Here is an 18,197-nt window from a genome sequence, read left to right as displayed (position 1 = left end):
AATGACACAGCTTTCGAGTACTTTTAAATAAAACACATAAAACCTGATGTTTTAAATGTAAAAAGAATTCGACGGAGTATGAACACATGCTGAGGGATTCATCATCGTTAATCTCTAAAAAAAATCCATCTACATCCCATGCTGTTGCTCCCCATTTGTGGCAAGACGCTAAAATTTCTTTACTGCCAACCCCCGATCTAAACTTTGCGGATGAATCCACTGCACGGCATAGCTTGCGTGATTATTTCCTGAATACTTTTGACAGCTATGAACTGCTGTTTGACTGTCTAAAAAATCCGGAAGGCTATTACCTCAAACCCATCTCCTTACGTCATCCGCTGATTTTTTATTTTGGTCATACTGCCACTTTTTTTATTAATAAATTTCTTCTGAGCAAACTGATTAGCGCACGCTTGAACCCGCAGCTTGAAAGTATTTTTGCTGTGGGGGTCGATGAAATGAGCTGGGATGACTTGAATGACCAGCATTATGAATGGCCGAGCGTAGCAGAAGTACAGGCTTATCGTCATCAGGTACGCGCCCTGATTCTGAACCTGATTGAGTATGCACCTCTCACTTTACCTTTGAACTGGCACAATCCGTGGTGGTCCATCATCATGGGGATTGAACATGAACGGATTCATCTTGAAACCTCATCGGTACTGATCCGCCAGCAGCAGCTGGACTATGTACAAAATCATCCGCAGTGGCGTGTCCGGATCATCACAGGTATTGCGCCAGAAAACAGCTTAATTGCTGTCCCTGCAGGACAGGTCAGTCTGAACAAGACTTTCGACAGTAATTTTTATGGCTGGGACAATGAATATGGCCAACATCAGGCGGATATTCCCGCTTTTGAAGCTTCACAATATTTAGTCTCCAATCAGGAGTTCTTAAGTTTTGTGGAAGATAACGGTTATTCAACTGATCGCTACTGGACAGCAGAAGGACTGGACTGGCTGAAATTTTCTCAAACAGCACATCCGTGCTTTTGGCAAAAAATACCTTCAGGCTGGTCACTGCGTCTGATGCTGGAAGAAATTCCCATGCCTTGGGACTGGCCAGTAGAAGTCAATTATCTTGAAGCCAAAGCTTTTTGTCACTGGAAAGCACAGAAAACCGGTCAAAGTATTCGCTTGCCCACAGAAGACGAGTGGTATCGGCTCTATGATGCGGCAGGTTTAGATGCTGATCTGCCCAGTCCTGAACATGCCAACATCGAACTGAAGTATGGAACCAGTCCCTGCCCGGTCAATCATTTTCAGCAAGGTGATTTTTTTGATATTCAGGGCAATGTCTGGCAATGGACTGAAACCCCGATTTACCCCTTTGAAGGTTTTCAGGTGCATCCGATCTATGATGATTTCAGCACGCCCACCTTTGACGGCCAACATAATTTAATCAAAGGTGGTTCCTGGATTTCTGCCGGCAATGAGGCTTTGCATAGCTCACGTTATGCCTTCCGCCGGCATTTCTTCCAGCATGCCGGATTCCGCTATGTCGCTGCATCACAAGAATTGAAACAGTTCCACTCCCACTATGAAACTGACCAGTTGATTTCTCAGTATTTAGAGTTTCAGTACGGCGCGGAATATTTTAATGTTCCCCATTTTGCCAAAAGCCTAGTTGAACTTGCCCAACCTTATTTTAAGGCGCTTGCTACACATAAGGCACTGGATCTGGGCTGTGCCACAGGGCGTGCCAGCTTTGAACTGGCGGCTTATTTTGACCAAGTTACAGGACTGGATTTTTCCGCACGCTTTATTCAGCAAGCGGCACAGTTAGCACAAGGCGAAACACTAGGTTATACCCTGCCCATCGAAGGTGAACTGGTCGAATATAAAGCCTGCAACTTAAAAGAATTTGGTTTGGATGCCCATGCGGATCGGGTCGATTTTTTTCAGGCGGATGCCTGCAATTTAAAACCTCATTTTACCGATTACAATTTTATTCTGGCGGCGAATTTAATTGACCGCTTGCATCATCCCAAAGATTTTTTAGCCCAGATTCACACCCGATTAACCCTGGGTGGAATTTTAATGCTGGCCTCACCCTACACCTGGTTAGAGGAACATACTGCACGCACTGAATGGGTCGGCGGTTTAAACAATCAGGGGAAAACTTTAGCACGCTGGAGGGTATGACTGAGGTGTTACAAGGGCATTTTGAAATGCTTGCAGAGCCGCAGGATGTGGCATTTGTGATTCGTGAAACAGCACGTAAATATCAGCATACCCTGTCTCAAGTGACGCTGTGGAAACGGATCAGATAAACCATTTGCAAAAAAAAAGCCAATCCACAGATTGGCTTTTTGACTTTGATCTTTATTGAATCACTGAATCTTCATGCAGGGATTCATTCAACTGATCGACAATAATGGCCCATGAGCCGTCAGACTTAATTTTTTCTGCTAAAAACTGACGTTGCGCTTGAGTCCAATAACTCGCTTCGGTAATTTTGGTATGGGCAGTGAGTTGATGCGTGGCAATAAACAGGGCGATCGCTTCTTCACTGGAGTCTAGTCCCAGTTGCTCAAAAAGATTGGTCATTCTTGGACGTGTTTGGCTCATTTTGATCTCCCATTCTTCAATCTAATGTTTAATTTTTATCAATATTGATCATCATCTTCATGTCTAATATACGGCAAAGGCATAATGATAGTAAGGGTTATTTTATAATCTCTGGATCAATATAAAATATTCAATTGGGTTCTGTATATAAGTTGAAACTTTCTTAGGAATGGAAAGATTTCGACACAATCCCATTTTTTATTTTTAACATTTAAACTGGGGAGAACTTCGATATTCCATACGGTTTCTCCCCCCTTACTTATATAACAGCGTGCCTAGATTGACCAATCCTGAATTTCCCAATCTTGTTCTTTGGCAAGTGCAGCTAAACACTCATCAGGATTGACCGCAATCGCATGATCGGCGTGTTCCAATAAGAAACGGTCATTGATTGAATCTGAATAAGCCCATGATTCTTCAACATTTCGTCCTGAAAGCCATTGTTCTAAACGGATCAGTTTACCTTTTTGGTAACATGCGGTATTGATGACTTTACCGGTATATTTACCATCAATGACTTCTGCATTGGTGGCAATAATTTCGGTAATGCCAAACTCATGAAAAATCGGTGCCGTAATAAAATCGGAAGTTGCAGTGATGCCGACCAGTTCATGTCCTGCATCACGGTGTTTTTGAATCGCGGCAAAACCTTCGGGACGCATTTGTGGACGAATCACTTTTTTCATAAATAATTCATGTAATTCAGCCAAATAATCATTGTCATGCTGGGTTAAAAATTCAAATACAAATTCGTTATAAGCAATCGGGTCAAGTTGCCCGGCTTTATAGTCTTCATAAAACTTGTCATTCATTTGGCGATGTCGGATTGGATCGACTAAACCTTCGTTTACTAAAAACTCACCCCATGAATAATCCGAATCGGTATTTAATAAGGTATGGTCGAGGTCAAATAAAGCCAATTTCATGAAAATACTCGTAAAAACTGAAATTTAAGAAAAAAAATGTAAATCTATCTCCGCTAGTCGATAGAAATTCGTTAAGATCATAGCAATTTTTAACATTTAAGCTGTGCTTTTTTTCGAGATGGATATAGAAATAACAATCCCCGAATGAAAAGCTACACATTACACATGATTTAGGTAGCCAAATGATCGACTCAGAAGGTTTCCGACCGAATGTCGGGATCATTTTGGCAAACGACGTTGGACAGGTTTTATGGGCAAAACGCATTGGACACAATGCTTGGCAATTTCCACAAGGAGGTATCCAGTATGGAGAAACCCCTGAACAGGCACTTTATCGAGAGCTGAGAGAAGAAATTGGCTTATTGCCCGAACATGTTCAAGTTATAGCGCAGACCAAAGGCTGGCTGCGTTATCGTTTGCCGCAACGGTATATACGCTCGGATTCAGACCCGGTGTGCATTGGTCAAAAACAAAAGTGGTTTTTACTCAAACTGACAGCACCAGTAAAAAATATTCAGCTGGATTTGTCTGATCCACCCGAGTTTGACCAGTGGCAATGGGTAAGTTATTGGTATCCATTAGGACAGGTCGTGAATTTTAAACGCGATGTATACCGAAAAGCGATGGTGGAACTGTGTAACCAGTTACCTTCCTTATAAGCATAAAAAAATCGTATGAAAATGCAGATTTTTTAGTAGCATGTTGTTATAACTAAAACGTATTTAGACTTTTTTTGGAGCAGACTTTATGTCGAATATGCAACTGGACACCTTAAGACGCATTGTACAAGAAATCAATGCGTCCACCAGTTTGCATGAGTCACTCGACATCATGGTCAATCAGGTTGCGGAAGCCATGCACGTGGATGTCTGCTCCATTTATTTGCTTGACGAACGTAATCAACGTTACTTGCTGATGGCTTCTAAAGGTTTAAAAGCTGAAGCTGTCGGACATGTTTCTTTACATACCGGTGAAGGCCTGGTCGGTCTGGTCGGGCAACGTGAAGAAATCGTCAACTTAGACAATGCACCCAAGCATGAACGCTTCATGTATTTACCTGAAACAGGTGAAGAGATTTACAACTCTTTTCTTGGCGTTCCGGTGATGTACCGTCGTAAGGTAATGGGTGTACTGGTCGTTCAAAATAAAGAATCCCAAGACTTTAGTGAAGCAGCGGAATCTTTTCTCGTGACCTTGTGTGCACAGCTTTCTGGGGTCATTGCCCATGCACATGCGGTCGGAAATATTGATGTTTTCCGCAAACCCAACAATCTGCCAGCGTATAAAACCTTCCAAGGCGTGTCTGGTTCTGGCGGGATTGCCTTAGGTCGTGCGGTCATCCTATATCCACCTGCGGATTTGGCTTCTGTACCGGACCGTGAAGCAGATGATATCAGTGAAGAACTGGAACTGCTGGATCATGCCATTGATTCTGTTCGTGAAGAAATTAAATATCTTGATGACAAAATGCAAGATGCCTTAATGGCTGATGAACGTGCTTTATTTAGTGTGTTCTTACGCATGCTGGATGACAATGCACTGCCTGCCGAAATTAAAGCTGAAATTCGAGATGGCAACTGGGCACAAGGCGCGGTTCGTATTGTGATCGACAGGCATATAGCCCTGTTTGCACAGATGGAAGATGGCTATTTACGCGAACGTGTTTCGGATCTCAAAGATCTCGGGCGCCGTATTTTAGCCTTCTTACAAGAAGCGGATGCCAGTCATCGGGAACTGACCGATGAAAGCATTCTGATTGGTGAGGAAATTTCCACCGCGGCATTGGTCGAATTACCGGTCGATAAAATTGCAGCGATTGTCACCACTGAAGGTGCAATGAACTCGCACATGGTGATTGTGGCACGTGCTCTCGGTATTCCAACCGTGGTCGGTGTGACTGAACTGCCGGTGAATACGCTTGATGATGTCGAGATGATTGTCGATGCACATCAAGGTCGGGTGTTTATCAATCCCCCGCGTCGTTTGCGTAGCCGCTATAAAGAGATTCAAAAAGAAGAAGAACAGATTGCCAAAGATTTAAAGCAGTATGAAACCAAGGATGCGATTACCCCGGATGGAGTCACGGTCAAACTGTATGTCAATACCGGCTTGATGATTGATGTGGTTCGCGGTGTACAGCGTGGTGCGAAAGGAGTCGGTTTATACCGCTCTGAAATTCCATTCATGCTGCGTGACCGTTTCCCGGGTGAAGAAGAACAGCGTGCCATTTACCGTCAGCAGCTCAGTCACTTTGCCAATAAACCGGTAGTGATGCGAACTTTAGATATTGGTGCCGATAAAGACCTGCCTTATTTCTCCATTGAAGAAGAAAATTCAGCCCTCGGTTGGCGTGGTATCCGCTTTACTCTGGATCATCCTGAAATTTTCTCATCGCAGATTCGTGCCATGCTCAAGGCCAGTATCGGGTTAAACAACTTGCACATTTTGTTGCCTATGGTAACCAGTGTCAGCGAAGTGGAAGAAGCTTTATATTTACTTGAACGCGATTGGACAGCGGTTCAGGAAGAAGAACAGGTTAAAATCACCAAGCCGAAAATTGGCATTATGGTCGAAGTACCCAGCGTCCTTTTACAAATTGAAGAATTTGCCGAGTTAGTCGATTTCTTCTCGGTCGGCTCCAACGATTTAACCCAATATTTATTGGCGGTTGACCGTAATAATCCGCGTGTTGCCAACGTCTATTCACACTTCCATCCGGCAGTATTGCGCGCTTTAACACGTTTGGTTAAAGAATGTCATAAGTACGATAAACCGGTCAGCATTTGTGGCGAGATGGCCGGTGATCCTTTAGCTGCCGTGTTATTGATGGCGATGGGTTTTAATACCCTGTCGATGAGTTCGAGTAATATTTTGCGGGTACGTAAAGCGATTTGTCATGTTCCGATGACCGAGGCACTACAACAGCTGGAACATGTATTGAAAATGGATAACCCATTGATCGTGAAAAGCTGGATGGAATATTACTTTAAGACCCATGGTCTGGCGGATATGGTGAAATCTGCAACACGTATTGTCGGTGCTTAAAGGCTTAAATCAAAGCAAAACTGCAGAAATAAAAAGGGAGATAGTCATTTGAGTATCTCCCTTTTTTGTGCTTGTCATAGCCACGTTTTGCATTTTTCTTTCGGTCTACAAACACCTGACTTTTGTTGACCTCATGCATGTGTTTTGCCACAAAATTGTTGATCACAACCTCTGGCTGCTTCTTTTGTTTCGCCATTTTACTCACCTGTTTTTACGTTTTCACATCGAGTGGATATGGAGCATATATTGCGCTGATTTGTACAAATTTCAAGTGGTTTTAAGCGTGCAAAAAAAATTAAACATCAAACCCAAATTTATAATTTTTAAACCCTCCCTCTCTTGCGAAATATATTTCTCATCCCAAAGGGAGGGAGAGCTTTCATGGCCTCATTAATATTCTTTAGCCAATGCCCTCTCCAACAACCGTTCCACATCTACATCCTTAGGGTGCAGCATACCCACCACTTGTCCGTGAAAATCACGATAACGGGACTGGATAAATCCGTTTGCGACAAAATCAGGCGCATGACGTTTCAATAAAACTGCTTGTGTCAAAATCACCAGACGGCTGACCAAACTGCGCCCCATAAACTGCAAGTCACTAGGTGATTGATGGAACAACTTGAACAGGCTTTGTAATTCATTTTCCAAGGTTTCATCTTGCATAGCAGTAGAGGATAAATCTTGAAATAACACCTCAATAGACTCTGGTTCTCGCGCAATTGCACGTAATACATCCAGGCACATCACATTGCCCGAACCTTCCCAAATGGAATTCACTGGGGCTTCTTTAAATATGCGCGCCATGATGCCGTTATCGACATAACCATTGCCGCCAAAGACTTCCATCATTTCACCAGTCAGTTCAACAGCTCGTTTACAAATCCAGAACTTGGAGGCTGGGGTCATCATCCGTTTCCATGCCAAAGACACAGCATCATCAGATTCATAACAATGCGCCAGATGAAAACTCAATTGCATTGCCGCTTCGGTTTCCAAAGCTAAATCTGCCAACACAGCACGCATCAAAGGCTGTTCGGCCAAGTTTTTGCCAAAAGCCTTGCGCTGGCGGGTATAAGCAATGCATTGCACCAAAGCCTGACGCAGCATCGCGCTACTACCAACAGAACAGGTCAGACGGGTATAATTCGCCATTTCAATAATCGTCGGAATGCCACGTCCTGCTTCACCCATCAGGATGCCCCAGGCTTCCTGAAATTCCACTTCTGAACTGGAGTTACTTCGGTTGCCGACTTTTTCTTTGAGGCGCTGCACATGAATATTGTTCTTCGTGCCATCTTCCAGCCAGCGCGGAACAAAGAAACAGGCCAAGCCATCCTGTTCAGTTTTGGCGACGACCAAATGTGCATCACACATCGGGGCGGAGAAAAACCATTTATGTCCTGTCAGCAAATAGACCTTACCACGACCTGATTCAGCTACGGGCACGGCAAAAGTTTCATTGGCACGCACATCCGAACCACCCTGCTTTTCGGTCATGCCCATTCCTAACCAGATTGATTTTTTCTGGGCTATTGGCAGGTCACGTTCATCGTATTCGGTAGACAGAAGTTTTGAGCCTATTTTTGCCCAAAGCTCAGGTTCACGCTGAATCAGGGGAATGCTGCCAAGTGTCATCGAAGTCGGACACAAACTGCCACATTCCACCTGCCCGCTTAAGTAAAAACGTGCTGCCCACTCCACCCATTTGGCAGATGATTCTGCATGGTTAAATGGATGTGCATGGCTGTCAAATTTGCGATTTAAAGCCATCCATTGATGCCATGCAGGATGAAATTCAATGTAGTCTTTACGGCGACCGCGAGCATCGAAGGCATGAAGGATAGGCGTGTGTTTATTGGCTAAATCGGCATATTGATAATATTCAGCTGACCCCAACACCTTACCCATCTGCGACAAGGTAGTCTGATCCTGACTGCCGCAACGGTTCAAAATTTCTTTCAATACTGTGTCAGTTTCAAACAGGTTGTAATCTTGCAGTTCGTCAAACTGGTTGCTGATCTGATGGGTCATCCATGTATTTATCGATGTATTCATCGTCTATACTTCCTGCTTGTTGTTCTGGGCTTTTCATTCCAGTATAGAGAAAAAATAGCCACAGCATGTTCGGCTTTGTTTGATCAAGAGTTTTATGAAAAATCCACAGATTCAAGTACGTCGTAAGCCACGCCAGTCACGGGCCAAACTGACGCAGGAAGCCTTGCAGGAAAGTTTTGTTCGGCTTTTGCATGAGCGTGCTGCACATGACATTACCATTCGGGAAATTACCGATTTGGCCGGTGTCGGCTTAGGTACGTTCTATGAATATTTTTCCAAAAAGGAAGATTTAATTGCACTGACCATTTACAGACACGTAAAAAATAATGCCGAGGACTTAAAAATTTATGCACACAGTCTGATCAAGTTATCCACAAATTTGGTTTTGGAGGATTATTTAAAACAGGTGATTCATTATCAGCTTGAGCAGATTCAGACACAGCAGTTTTTATGGGCACAGACCTTTTTGCTGGAACGGCAGGTTTCGAATATTGAAAGTTATCGCAAGAGTTACCAGATGATGGTGCAAATGTGGCAAAACATACTTGCACCTTTTTTTGAAGATACTGAACAGTTGAAGCGGATGAGCTTAAATGTACAACGAGTCTGTTATGGATTTGTGTCGCAGACTTTGTTGGTAGAGCCTGAGTTTGTCGAGTGGGAGGATTTGGAGAAGGATATTATTCAAACTTTGGTCAACTTCATTTTTAATAAAAATGTCCTTTTTTGATTGGCAAAACATATCAAAGCCGCTCACAAAAAAGCCGACTTGTTTCAAAAACGGTTGTTTGCTAATTTCCTGCTCAATGTTAAAATTTTAAGTATTTGATTTTTATATTAATATACACTTGTATTTCATGTAATAGACATTATGTTAAATTGGGAGATTGAGTGCTATCTAGTTTTTTAAGATATCAATTTGACTAACAAAATAATTATTGTTTTCAATAGTATATTTCAATGAATAATAATAACAAATTCTATCATTAGCATATATTTGATTTAGATCAAATAATTTATCCTGATATCTTGGAATATGAAGAAAATTACTGACACTTCCATCATCATTTTTAAAAGAAATATAATCTGTTGATCCACCTCGTGTCGGTCCAGGAACAGATTTGATACCTAAGTATTTGCCACATACTTTTACTTTATCTATAGCTAATATTGATTCTTCAACATCCTTTTTAAGCATGTAACTAGAATAGAAAAAATAAATTATAAAAATCAGTATAAATATTAATATTTTTCTCATTTTATTATCTAACAAAGCCTCTCTATAGAGCTATTAGCCAAATTCTGCACAACCTATATTTTTTACAATATAAAAGTTTTTCATACTGATCTTAAAGATTCCCTTAAATTAACATAATACACCTTATACGAAATGCAATATAAGTTAAATAATATCAATGTCTTAAAATCTGTAAAAAAGCTGAGTAGCTAAAAATTCAGATTTTACATGACATTTCAACGTTTCATTAAAAAACCGCCCTTTCGAGCGGTTTTTTTACATCTCAATGCAAATTATTTCTTCACATCAAAACGGTCTGCATTCATCACTTTAGTCCAAGCGGCAACAAAGTCTTTGACAAATTTTTCCTTGTTATCATCTTGCGCATACACTTCTGCGTAAGAGCGCAGAATCGAGTTAGAACCGAACACCAAGTCCACACGTGTTGCAGTCCACTTAGGTGCACTAGTCGCACGGTCTACAATTTGATAATGGTTCTTGCCAACTGGTTTCCAGTTGTACTTCATGTCAGTCAGGTTCACAAAGAAGTCATTCGTTAATACACCTTCTCGGTCTGTAAACACACCTTCTTTGGCGCCAGCGTAGTTGGTACCCAGTACACGCATACCACCGACAAGCACCGTCATTTCAGGTGCAGTTAAACCCAGTAACTGAGCACGGTCTAACAACATTTCTTCAGGCTGTACCACATACTCGTCTTTCAGCCAGTTACGGAAACCATCTGCTTTAGGTTCAAAATCTTCAAACGAATAAGCATCAGTCTGTTCTTGAGTTGCGTCGCCTCGTCCTGCAAGGAATGGAACCTTAATATCCACGCCCGCAGCCTGAGCCGCTTTTTCCACCGCCGCCGTACCACCGAGTACGATCAAGTCTGCAATGCTAACTTTTTTCTCAAGGCCTGCCTGAATTTCTTCAAGTTTTGCCAGCACTTTAGTCAGACGTTCAGGTTCGTTACCGACCCAGTTTTTTTGCGGTGCCAAGCGGATACGTGCACCGTTTGCACCACCACGATAGTCTGAACCACGGAATGTACGTGCGCTGTCCCAAGCGGTATTAATGAGTTCAGCAGAAGTTAAACCGCTGTTTAACAATTTCGCTTTGAGTTCGTCAATTTCAGCTTCAGACAACACATAGTTCACAGATGGAATCGGATCTTGCCAAATTAAATCTTCAGCAGGAACGTTAGGACCCAAGTAACGGGATTTTGGTCCCATGTCACGGTGAGTCAACTTATACCATGCACGTGCAAACACTTCAGCGAAGTAAGCAGGATCGTTATAGAAACGCTCAGAAATTTTGCGGTACTCAGGATCGACTTTCAGTGCCATATCGGCATCTGTCATCATCGGGTTGCGTCGTACATTCGGGTTGTGCGCATCAACAGGCTTGTCTTCCTCTTTGATGTTGGTCGGTTCCCACTGGTTCGCGCCTGCCGGACTCTTGGTTAATGCCCAGTCGTAAGTGAACAAGAGATAGAAGTATTCGTTGTCCCATTTGGTTGGATGCGTGGTCCATGCCCCTTCCAGACCACTGACCATGGTATTGCCGGCATTGCCTGTACCTTCAGGGTTATGCCAACCTAGACCTTGAAATTCAACATCTGCGCTTTCAACATTAGCACCTAAAAGTTCTGCTTTACCGTTACCATGTGCTTTACCTATGGTATGACCACCAGCGGTCAATGCCACGGTTTCTTCATCATTCATACCCATACGGTCAAAAGTGACACGCATGTCTTGGGCGGTACGCAATGGATCAGGCTTGCCGTCTACGCCTTCAGGGTTCACGTAGATCAAGCCCATTTGCACTGCAGCAAGCGGGTTGTCTAGGGTTGAACGGTCTTCATCATTTTCGTAACGGTTTTCAGTCGGTGCGAGCCATTCACGCTCTTCACCCCAGTAAATGTCTTTTTCAGGCGCCCAAATATCAGTACGACCCCCACCGAAACCGAAGGTTTTTAGACCGGCTTCTTCGTAGGCCACTGTACCTGCCAAGATAATCAAATCACCCCATGAAATTTTATTACCGTATTTACGTTTGATTGGCCAAAGCAGGCGACGACCTTTGTCGGTGTTGACATTATCTGGCCAGCTGTTCAATGGCGCAAAACGCTGGTTACCGGTGTTCGCACCACCACGACCATCCTGCTTGCGGTAAGAACCTGCCAAGTGCCATGCGGTACGTACGAACATGCCAATATAGCTGCCCCAGTCTGAAGGCCACCAGTCTTGGCTGCTATTAATCAATTCACGGAGGTCTTGTTTAACTGCTTCTAAATCCAGTGAATTGAATGCTTTCGCATAATCAAAGTCCGGATCCATTGGATTGGTTTTTTTGTCGTGTTGGGAAAGAATGTCGAGATTTAGAGCATTGGGCCACCAATTCGTATTTGAATTAGTCGCACTGCTATGTCCGCCCTGTTGATGGAATGGGCATTTGCCTGTAGCTTGTGAACCGTCTGTCATATCTAAGCTCCAAATTGAATCATTAAGTGATTATTGTCATGAACCGTTAAATGCAATTTTACCTTTTCAACATAGTCTTTTTTTATGCCTAGCTAAAGCTGATTTTACAAATAGAAACCATCGTTTTCCTCTATCTAAGATATTAGGAAAAAAAGATTTTTTAAATTTAAAAAGTTACAATCGAATCTCTAAAGCTATATTTAAAGTACCTATAAAAAAAGAATTTTTTCATAGTTTGATAATAATTTTGACCAACAACAATACTGATAATCCCCCTAAAAATGACTTTAAATTTTGGATTTACAATCTGATGATCAAAGCATTAAGCTGTATACAATATATACTCATCCTAGTCACTTATAACTCAATAAAATAAGACCTAAACCTATGCAAAATAAGATTGAGCACATCATCCAACAACATGACATTATTTTATTTGATGCAATTTGTGTCATATGCAATGGTTGGGCAAAATTTTTAATCAGGCATGATCGAAAATCTAAATTTAAATTAGTGTCTGCCCAATCCCCTTTAGGGGAAGAAATTCTCCAGCATTACGGCATGTCAACCACTCACTACACTACGATGGTAGTCATTCTTAATAGTCAGCTTTATACAGAATCAACTGCACTGCTTAAAGTCATGCAGCATCTCGGCCTGCCATTTTCCCTGATGAATTTAGGTTATCTCGTTCCACGTTTTATCCGGGATTTTCTCTACAGACGTGTAGCCTTAAATCGCTATCAGCTTTTTGGAACAACCGATCACTGCTTGCTTCCATCCGCTGAAAATAAAAGTCATTTTTTGGAGCACGCTATTCGTGACTCATAAACCAACCTTAGAAAGACCACTGCAACTTATTCAGATCACGCTTGCTGTACTTTGGATTTATCAGGGACTCATACCAAAAATTCTATTTCAATCCAGTGCTGAAATAGGTATTTGGCAAACGATCGGGTTAGAACTGCATTTAGCGAAAATAGCTGTTGCCCTATCGGGTATGATTGAAATTATGTTTGGCTATACTTTTCTGATTTGGCAAAAAGCAGCCTTTATCCATCAGCTTAATATTTTAGGTCTGAGCGGATTATTACTGCTTATTATGTTTACAGATCCCTTACAGCTCACCACTGCATTTAATCCAGTGGTGATGAATATTGCCATGATCGCCCTTTCAATGCTTGCCATTCAACTTTTAAATTTGAGCAAACAGCAAGCTTAAAAAAATCAAACCACCAAACGTCGCCCTTCGCGTACACAGATAAACGGTGTCATCAATTTGGAGGTATTTTTCATCGCTGCTTTTAAATCCAACTCAGGTTGTTCGCGACTTTCATCGGTCAGCTGAAAGGTTCGATAATGAACCGCCAACGAACATTTGGAATGTAAATCCTTATGCGCCTGAAAAGCATCCTGCGGATTCAGATGCATATAGCGCATCAGCTCACGCGGCTCATAGGAACCAATCGGTAACAATGAAATACGCGGTGCACCCAAACGACTCTGGATCTCTTTAAAATGCGGTGAATAACCGGTATCTCCGGCAAAGAAGCAGTGATCTTGTCCAGCAAGCACTGAAAAACCACCCCACAGTGCCCGATTCTGATCACGCAAGCCGCGACCCGAGAAATGCTGTGCAGGGGTATAGATAATTTTTAAGTCATGTAATAAAGATGATTGCCACCAGTCCATTTCCAGTACCTGAAAACTTTTTGGCAAATACCATGAATTGCCCAGTCCGGTATAAATCGGCATGGCAAATTTGTCATGCAACCACTGTAAAGTGGCTAAATCCATATGGTCATAATGATTATGGCTAAGTAGCACTGCATGAATGGTCGGCAATTCTTCCAAGGCAATTCCTGCGGGAATGACCCGTTTTGGACCTTTGCCCTGCTTAGGACTGGCATATTCACCCCACACCGGATCGGTGAGCAGGTTATATGGCCCGATCTGCAACAGTACAGTGGCATGCCCCACAAACCACACTTGCCAGTCGTCGATGCTGGCCTCCGGACGATCTTGTGGAATCGCCCGTTTCGCCGTAGCAGATTCAACATACTCATTATTATTTACATCCATCTTCCAGGTGGATGACTTACGCGTGATCAGCCATTTGAAGAGATCGGCACGTCTAGGCCCTTCAGGACGCGGTAAGATATTCAAGAATCGCTCACCATTGTGGTGATTCGAATACATAAATTTGAATGAGGGTTGACGCCAGATATGTGACCAGCAGTCTTGGGTGGGGAGTTGAAAGTGTAATTGTTCAGTCTTTTGCTTCATGTACATTCAATTTCTTAGTCTGACCTAAATATTCAAAATCCGATATTTTGAATATTGCGCCATATATAGCACGTTTTTATTCCAAACGTCCTTTCATACGTTCCAACCACACCTTTTTAGTCTGCGGTTTAATAAACAATGCCACAATTTCAGGATGAATCTGTTTAATTTTCGCTTCAATTCTGTTGACGCAAGCTTCAATGTCATCAGAACTCAAGTTGTCTTCAAACTCCAGACTTAAAGAGGCCACTACCTGATGTGCCCCCATCTGTTCAGTCAACACGCCATTGGCAGAGAGCACCGCTACATCTTCCTGGGCAATCAGCAAGATATTATTACGTAACTCAGGAGCCGCCGACTCACCCAGTAATAAGCCCTTGGTTTCCCGTCCCAGTAAAATAGCCGAGACGGCCAAGACAATCCCAATCAGGATTGAAGCAACACCATCCAGTTCGGGAATATTTAAAGCATGCGCCAGATAAATTCCGATCAAGGCAATGAACAGGCCACATAAAGCTGCGGTATCTTCAAACAAAACCGTGAAGGTCGTAGGGTCTTTACTGCGACGAAAAGCCTCGAAGTAACCTTGCTCACCTTTGATCTTCCGAAAAGCTTTTAAAGCCACAAACCAGGATATCCCTTCACATAAAATCGCGATGCCTAAAACAATGTAATTCAGAGTCGGATTGAGCATTTCCTCAGGGTGACGCACATGTTGTATGCCCTGATAAATAGACACCACTGCGCCTAATGCAAAAACCATCAATGCCACAATAAACGCCCAGAAATACAGTTCACGACCATAACCAAAGGGATGTTTTACATCTCCCGGGCGTTGCGATTTTTTCATGCCGTAAAGCAGTAAAATTTCATTCAGCGTATCGACAACCGAGTGAATCGCTTCACTGAGCATGGCCGAACTGTTGGTAATATAGGCGGCAACAAACTTCACCAAAGCGATGGCCAAATTACCAAGCAAAGCTGCATAGACCACCACTTTATTCGAATCAGACATGCAAGTTTGTCCTAAATTTATTGTTATCAAATAGATCGATTTGATTTTTCTCTATATCCAATTTCATATTAACCAAACTGTCGCGATAAATTCTTTACGTTTTGTTGTTGTATTCTTTAGAGCACCAATCTATTTTTGAAATTCTCCAATAGTTCAAACACATAGCCGCCAAAAATGGATATTAAAGCAAATCCTTTTTCGATTTTGCATCTCAAATTAAACAGCGAAAAAAAGGAGGCTTAAGCTTCCTTTTATACTTTCCGAGATGGATTTAGAGTTTAGAAAAATACTGCTCGCGCCATTCTTTCCAGAAGTACATCATAATCCCGAACATCACTACTGCAATGCCGATGAAAGCATTCGGGCTGATATGCTCATGATTTAAGGTTGCACCTAGTACCAGAGCAATGATTGGCGTCATTACATTACTTAGCGATACAGTAGAAGCTGCCAGACGGCGAATCAGCCAGAAGTAACACAGCATTGCCACAATCGAAGACATGATCATGGTAAACACAAAACCGATGATGGTGTGCATGCCCGGCATTTGAGTTGGGATGTGTTGCCAGATAAAAGGCAATAAACACAACGAGCCTAGCGCTGAAATGATTAGTGAACCGGTGGCTTGTGACATTGGACTTAATGGTGCATTAATCTGTTTGACCCAAAAGATCGAGCTGATATAAGACACCATACTGATCAGCATCAATACCACACCAATCGGATTAATCTTGCTGTCGGCAGAATCGGCAAAAACAAAGCTTAAACCTGAAACGGCAATTGCCATACCCAGCCATTGCAACCCGATTAGCTTTTGGGTTTTGAGAATGACGTGTCCAATTAAGCCTGCAATGAGTGGTGAAAAACCGAAAATCAGGGCCATTAAACCCGAAGTTAAATAGTTCGCCGCAAGGTAAATAAACAGCTGTGCACCAATTAAATTTAAGCTCCCCGCCAGATAACTTTTCATGGAAGTCTGATCAAATGGCAACGGATCACGCATCAGCTTCAATAAAAACAGCGCAATGATGGATGCCCCGAAGTAACGGATAATCAGCACCCACATTGGATGGACTTCCTGCACACTCCACACAATCGCCAGTGGTGTAGTCGCCCAAATCAGAACCAGTAAGGCATAAATACTTGCCGTCACCGGCAATGAAGATGAAGAACTCATAAGTCTCCTAAACGAGGCCAAGAAGTTCTGGATCAGCAACTTCGGAAATAGCGTATAGCGAATTCATTCTGAGATGAAGGTTTAATTTTTGATAAATTCATCAAGTTTCGCGCATAAAAAACAGACCTGAGCAAAGCAAAGGTCTGTTCCGGATTGAGCAAACTAAAACTTAAGCAATCTTGCGTAAATCTTGTGCCAAATCTAAATGTTTTTCAGCTTCGAAAGCAGTATTTTTGCTGATCATTTTTTTCAAATGACGCATTTCTTTCGCAGCATTAACGGTAATACCAGCAACGATTTGACCATCCGTCACACCGTACATCACGAATGAATTGTCTGCACCTTTGGCTGCATCCATTTCACCACGAACCAGCCATTGAGCCGCAGCCATATCACCGACAAACTGGAAATTGATATCCAGTTGGTCAGTCCAGAACCAAGCTGGATTGGCTTTTGGATGTTCAACGCCCATCACGTGACGTGCGAAAATACCGGCTTGAAGGTTGGCATTTTCCCAAGTCTCCACACGACGGTATTGACCATCTGCACGAAGTTGAGTTGCCACATCGCCTGCTGCATAAATATCAGCATTTGAAGTCTGGCAGTTTTCATTGACTTTAATCGCAACATCAACATCCAAACCTGCAGCCACTGCAAGCTGAGCATTGGGCACAATCCCGATCCCGTAAACTACAGCATCAGCGCGAAGTTCTTCGCCACCTTCGAGAGTAACAACCACTTCTTCGCCATCAAGTCGACAATCTGCAATCTTGGTTTCAAGACGAACGTCCACACCTTTGGCACGGTGCTGTTCAAGCAGGAATTCGCTCAGAATACGTGGAGAACAACGACCCATCACCATTGGACCCTGTTCAATCACAGTCACTTGGCAATCTTTGAAACGTGCAGATGACGCAAGTTCAAGACCAATCACACCGCCACCGATGAGCAAGATACGTTGACCGGCTTGAAGCACAGGAACCAGTGCTTGTGAATCTTCAAGGTTACGCAAGGTATAAACGTGTTTACCCAAAGCATCGAAGTTCGGTAAACGACGTGCTGCTCCACCGGTTGCAAGCAGCAACTTGTTGTAGCTGATCACATCGCCATTTTTAAGTTCAATGCTGTGTGCTTCCGCGTTGATTTTCACCACACCATTGCCACGAATCACTTCAACATTCAAATCAGCCAGTTTCTGTTCTGACAGAATTTCAATCTTGGTTTCTTCAGGTTTTAAGATCACATCTTTAGATAAAGGCGGACGTTCATAAGGAAGATGAGTTTCATCACCCACCAAAATGATTTTGCCTTCATACTTGTTGCCACGAAGTTCCAAAATGGCGCTCGCACCGGCTTGACCAGCTCCAACAATAACGATGGTTTCGATGTTACTCATG

Annotated in this window: 15 protein-coding genes and 1 pseudogene; 6 read left to right on the top strand and 10 right to left on the bottom strand. The window is 42.8% G+C overall.

The window, feature by feature from the left end; all coding sequences use genetic code 11:
* Positions 1–86: 86 nt before the first annotated feature.
* Positions 87–2,272 (top strand): annotated as a pseudogene (gene ovoA / locus HLH18_RS06725) (5-histidylcysteine sulfoxide synthase).
* A 52-nt stretch (positions 2,273–2,324) separates the two neighbouring features.
* Here the strand turns inward: ovoA and HLH18_RS06720 are convergent.
* Together HLH18_RS06720 and HLH18_RS06715 are read right to left on the bottom strand one after the other, a co-directional pair.
* A complete protein-coding gene (locus HLH18_RS06720) occupies positions 2,325–2,570 on the bottom strand; it encodes a DUF2789 domain-containing protein (protein ID WP_171546234.1) in 246 nt (81 codons plus the stop codon).
* A gap of 275 nt (positions 2,571–2,845) precedes the next feature.
* Entirely contained in the window at positions 2,846–3,496 is a 651-nt protein-coding gene (locus HLH18_RS06715; RefSeq protein WP_171546233.1) for an HAD family hydrolase, read from the bottom strand.
* Positions 3,497–3,678: 182 nt separating this feature from the next.
* Here HLH18_RS06715 and HLH18_RS06710 point away from each other — a divergent pair, with 182 nt between their 5' ends.
* Complete coding sequence (locus tag HLH18_RS06710; RefSeq protein WP_131287578.1) at positions 3,679–4,155, top strand: RNA pyrophosphohydrolase; 477 nt, start codon at positions 3,679–3,681, stop codon at positions 4,153–4,155.
* Between the two features lie 88 nt (positions 4,156–4,243).
* The gene (ptsP, locus tag HLH18_RS06705) at positions 4,244–6,541 is read left to right on the top strand and encodes a phosphoenolpyruvate--protein phosphotransferase (protein ID WP_171546232.1); all 2,298 of its coding nucleotides are present in this window, start codon (positions 4,244–4,246) and stop codon (positions 6,539–6,541) included.
* Between the two features lie 4 nt (positions 6,542–6,545).
* On the opposite strand, the gene HLH18_RS06700 is transcribed toward ptsP, so the two are convergent.
* Both HLH18_RS06700 and HLH18_RS06695 read right to left on the bottom strand, forming a co-directional pair.
* Positions 6,546–6,737 carry a DUF7230 family protein gene (locus tag HLH18_RS06700; RefSeq protein ID WP_171546231.1) on the bottom strand — a complete coding sequence of 64 codons (192 nt, stop codon included), beginning with the start codon at positions 6,735–6,737 and terminating at the stop codon, positions 6,546–6,548.
* A gap of 194 nt (positions 6,738–6,931) precedes the next feature.
* Positions 6,932–8,599 carry an acyl-CoA dehydrogenase family protein gene (locus HLH18_RS06695; RefSeq protein WP_171529576.1) on the bottom strand — a complete coding sequence of 556 codons (1,668 nt, stop codon included), beginning with the start codon at positions 8,597–8,599 and terminating at the stop codon, positions 6,932–6,934.
* Positions 8,600–8,693: 94 nt separating this feature from the next.
* Between HLH18_RS06695 and HLH18_RS06690 the strand changes: the two genes are divergently transcribed.
* Entirely contained in the window at positions 8,694–9,329 is a 636-nt protein-coding gene (locus HLH18_RS06690) for a TetR/AcrR family transcriptional regulator (RefSeq protein ID WP_171529575.1), read from the top strand.
* A 168-nt stretch (positions 9,330–9,497) separates the two neighbouring features.
* Here the strand turns inward: HLH18_RS06690 and HLH18_RS06685 are convergent, their stop codons facing one another.
* Positions 9,498–9,872, bottom strand: coding sequence for a hypothetical protein (locus HLH18_RS06685; protein WP_171546230.1), 375 nt, complete (start codon positions 9,870–9,872; stop codon positions 9,498–9,500).
* A 257-nt stretch (positions 9,873–10,129) separates the two neighbouring features.
* Positions 10,130–12,322 carry a catalase/peroxidase HPI gene (gene katG / locus HLH18_RS06680; RefSeq protein ID WP_171528373.1) on the bottom strand — a complete coding sequence of 731 codons (2,193 nt, stop codon included), beginning with the start codon at positions 12,320–12,322 and terminating at the stop codon, positions 10,130–10,132.
* Positions 12,323–12,709: 387 nt separating this feature from the next.
* Between katG and HLH18_RS06675 the strand changes: the two genes are divergently transcribed.
* Positions 12,710–13,153, top strand: coding sequence for a thiol-disulfide oxidoreductase DCC family protein (locus tag HLH18_RS06675; RefSeq protein WP_171528374.1), 444 nt, complete (start codon positions 12,710–12,712; stop codon positions 13,151–13,153).
* On the top strand, positions 13,143–13,544 hold the full coding sequence (locus HLH18_RS06670) for a DoxX-like family protein (RefSeq protein WP_171546229.1): 402 nt from the start codon (positions 13,143–13,145) through the stop codon (positions 13,542–13,544). The genes HLH18_RS06675 and HLH18_RS06670 overlap by 11 nt, the downstream gene beginning before the upstream one ends.
* A gap of 5 nt (positions 13,545–13,549) precedes the next feature.
* On the opposite strand, the gene HLH18_RS06665 is transcribed toward HLH18_RS06670, so the two are convergent.
* The 4 genes from HLH18_RS06665 to hcaD all read right to left on the bottom strand — a co-directional run bounded on the left by HLH18_RS06665 (position 13,550) and on the right by hcaD (position 18,196).
* Positions 13,550–14,608 carry an MBL fold metallo-hydrolase gene (locus tag HLH18_RS06665; RefSeq protein WP_171528375.1) on the bottom strand — a complete coding sequence of 353 codons (1,059 nt, stop codon included), beginning with the start codon at positions 14,606–14,608 and terminating at the stop codon, positions 13,550–13,552.
* Between the two features lie 76 nt (positions 14,609–14,684).
* On the bottom strand, positions 14,685–15,623 hold the full coding sequence (locus HLH18_RS06660) for a cation diffusion facilitator family transporter (protein ID WP_171528376.1): 939 nt from the start codon (positions 15,621–15,623) through the stop codon (positions 14,685–14,687).
* A 271-nt stretch (positions 15,624–15,894) separates the two neighbouring features.
* Entirely contained in the window at positions 15,895–16,800 is a 906-nt protein-coding gene (locus tag HLH18_RS06655; protein ID WP_171528377.1) for a DMT family transporter, read from the bottom strand.
* A gap of 169 nt (positions 16,801–16,969) precedes the next feature.
* The gene (gene hcaD, locus HLH18_RS06650; RefSeq protein ID WP_171528378.1) at positions 16,970–18,196 is read right to left on the bottom strand and encodes a 3-phenylpropionate/cinnamic acid dioxygenase ferredoxin--NAD(+) reductase subunit; all 1,227 of its coding nucleotides are present in this window, start codon (positions 18,194–18,196) and stop codon (positions 16,970–16,972) included.
* Position 18,197: the final 1 nt, after the last annotated feature.

Origin of the sequence: Acinetobacter sp. ANC 5414, assembly GCF_013004295.1 — a bacterium.
GTDB lineage: Bacteria > Pseudomonadota > Gammaproteobacteria > Pseudomonadales > Moraxellaceae > Acinetobacter.
Note: the sequence above shows the minus strand (reverse complement) of the source record. Positions and strands in the feature narration are given on the sequence as shown.

Coding starts and splice junctions, on each gene's coding strand:
- HLH18_RS06700 (WP_171546231.1), bottom strand. CDS start 6,737: ATGGCGAAACAAAAGAAGCAGCCAGAGGTTGTGATCAACAATTTTGTG.
- HLH18_RS06675 (WP_171528374.1), top strand. CDS start 12,710: ATGCAAAATAAGATTGAGCACATCATCCAACAACATGACATTATTTTA.
- HLH18_RS06695 (WP_171529576.1), bottom strand. CDS start 8,599: ATGAATACATCGATAAATACATGGATGACCCATCAGATCAGCAACCAG.
- HLH18_RS06710 (WP_131287578.1), top strand. CDS start 3,679: ATGATCGACTCAGAAGGTTTCCGACCGAATGTCGGGATCATTTTGGCA.
- HLH18_RS06690 (WP_171529575.1), top strand. CDS start 8,694: ATGAAAAATCCACAGATTCAAGTACGTCGTAAGCCACGCCAGTCACGG.
- HLH18_RS06655 (WP_171528377.1), bottom strand. CDS start 16,800: ATGAGTTCTTCATCTTCATTGCCGGTGACGGCAAGTATTTATGCCTTA.
- katG (WP_171528373.1), bottom strand. CDS start 12,322: ATGACAGACGGTTCACAAGCTACAGGCAAATGCCCATTCCATCAACAG.
- HLH18_RS06660 (WP_171528376.1), bottom strand. CDS start 15,623: ATGTCTGATTCGAATAAAGTGGTGGTCTATGCAGCTTTGCTTGGTAAT.
- HLH18_RS06720 (WP_171546234.1), bottom strand. CDS start 2,570: ATGAGCCAAACACGTCCAAGAATGACCAATCTTTTTGAGCAACTGGGA.
- HLH18_RS06715 (WP_171546233.1), bottom strand. CDS start 3,496: ATGAAATTGGCTTTATTTGACCTCGACCATACCTTATTAAATACCGAT.
- hcaD (WP_171528378.1), bottom strand. CDS start 18,196: ATGAGTAACATCGAAACCATCGTTATTGTTGGAGCTGGTCAAGCCGGT.
- HLH18_RS06665 (WP_171528375.1), bottom strand. CDS start 14,608: ATGAAGCAAAAGACTGAACAATTACACTTTCAACTCCCCACCCAAGAC.
- ptsP (WP_171546232.1), top strand. CDS start 4,244: ATGTCGAATATGCAACTGGACACCTTAAGACGCATTGTACAAGAAATC.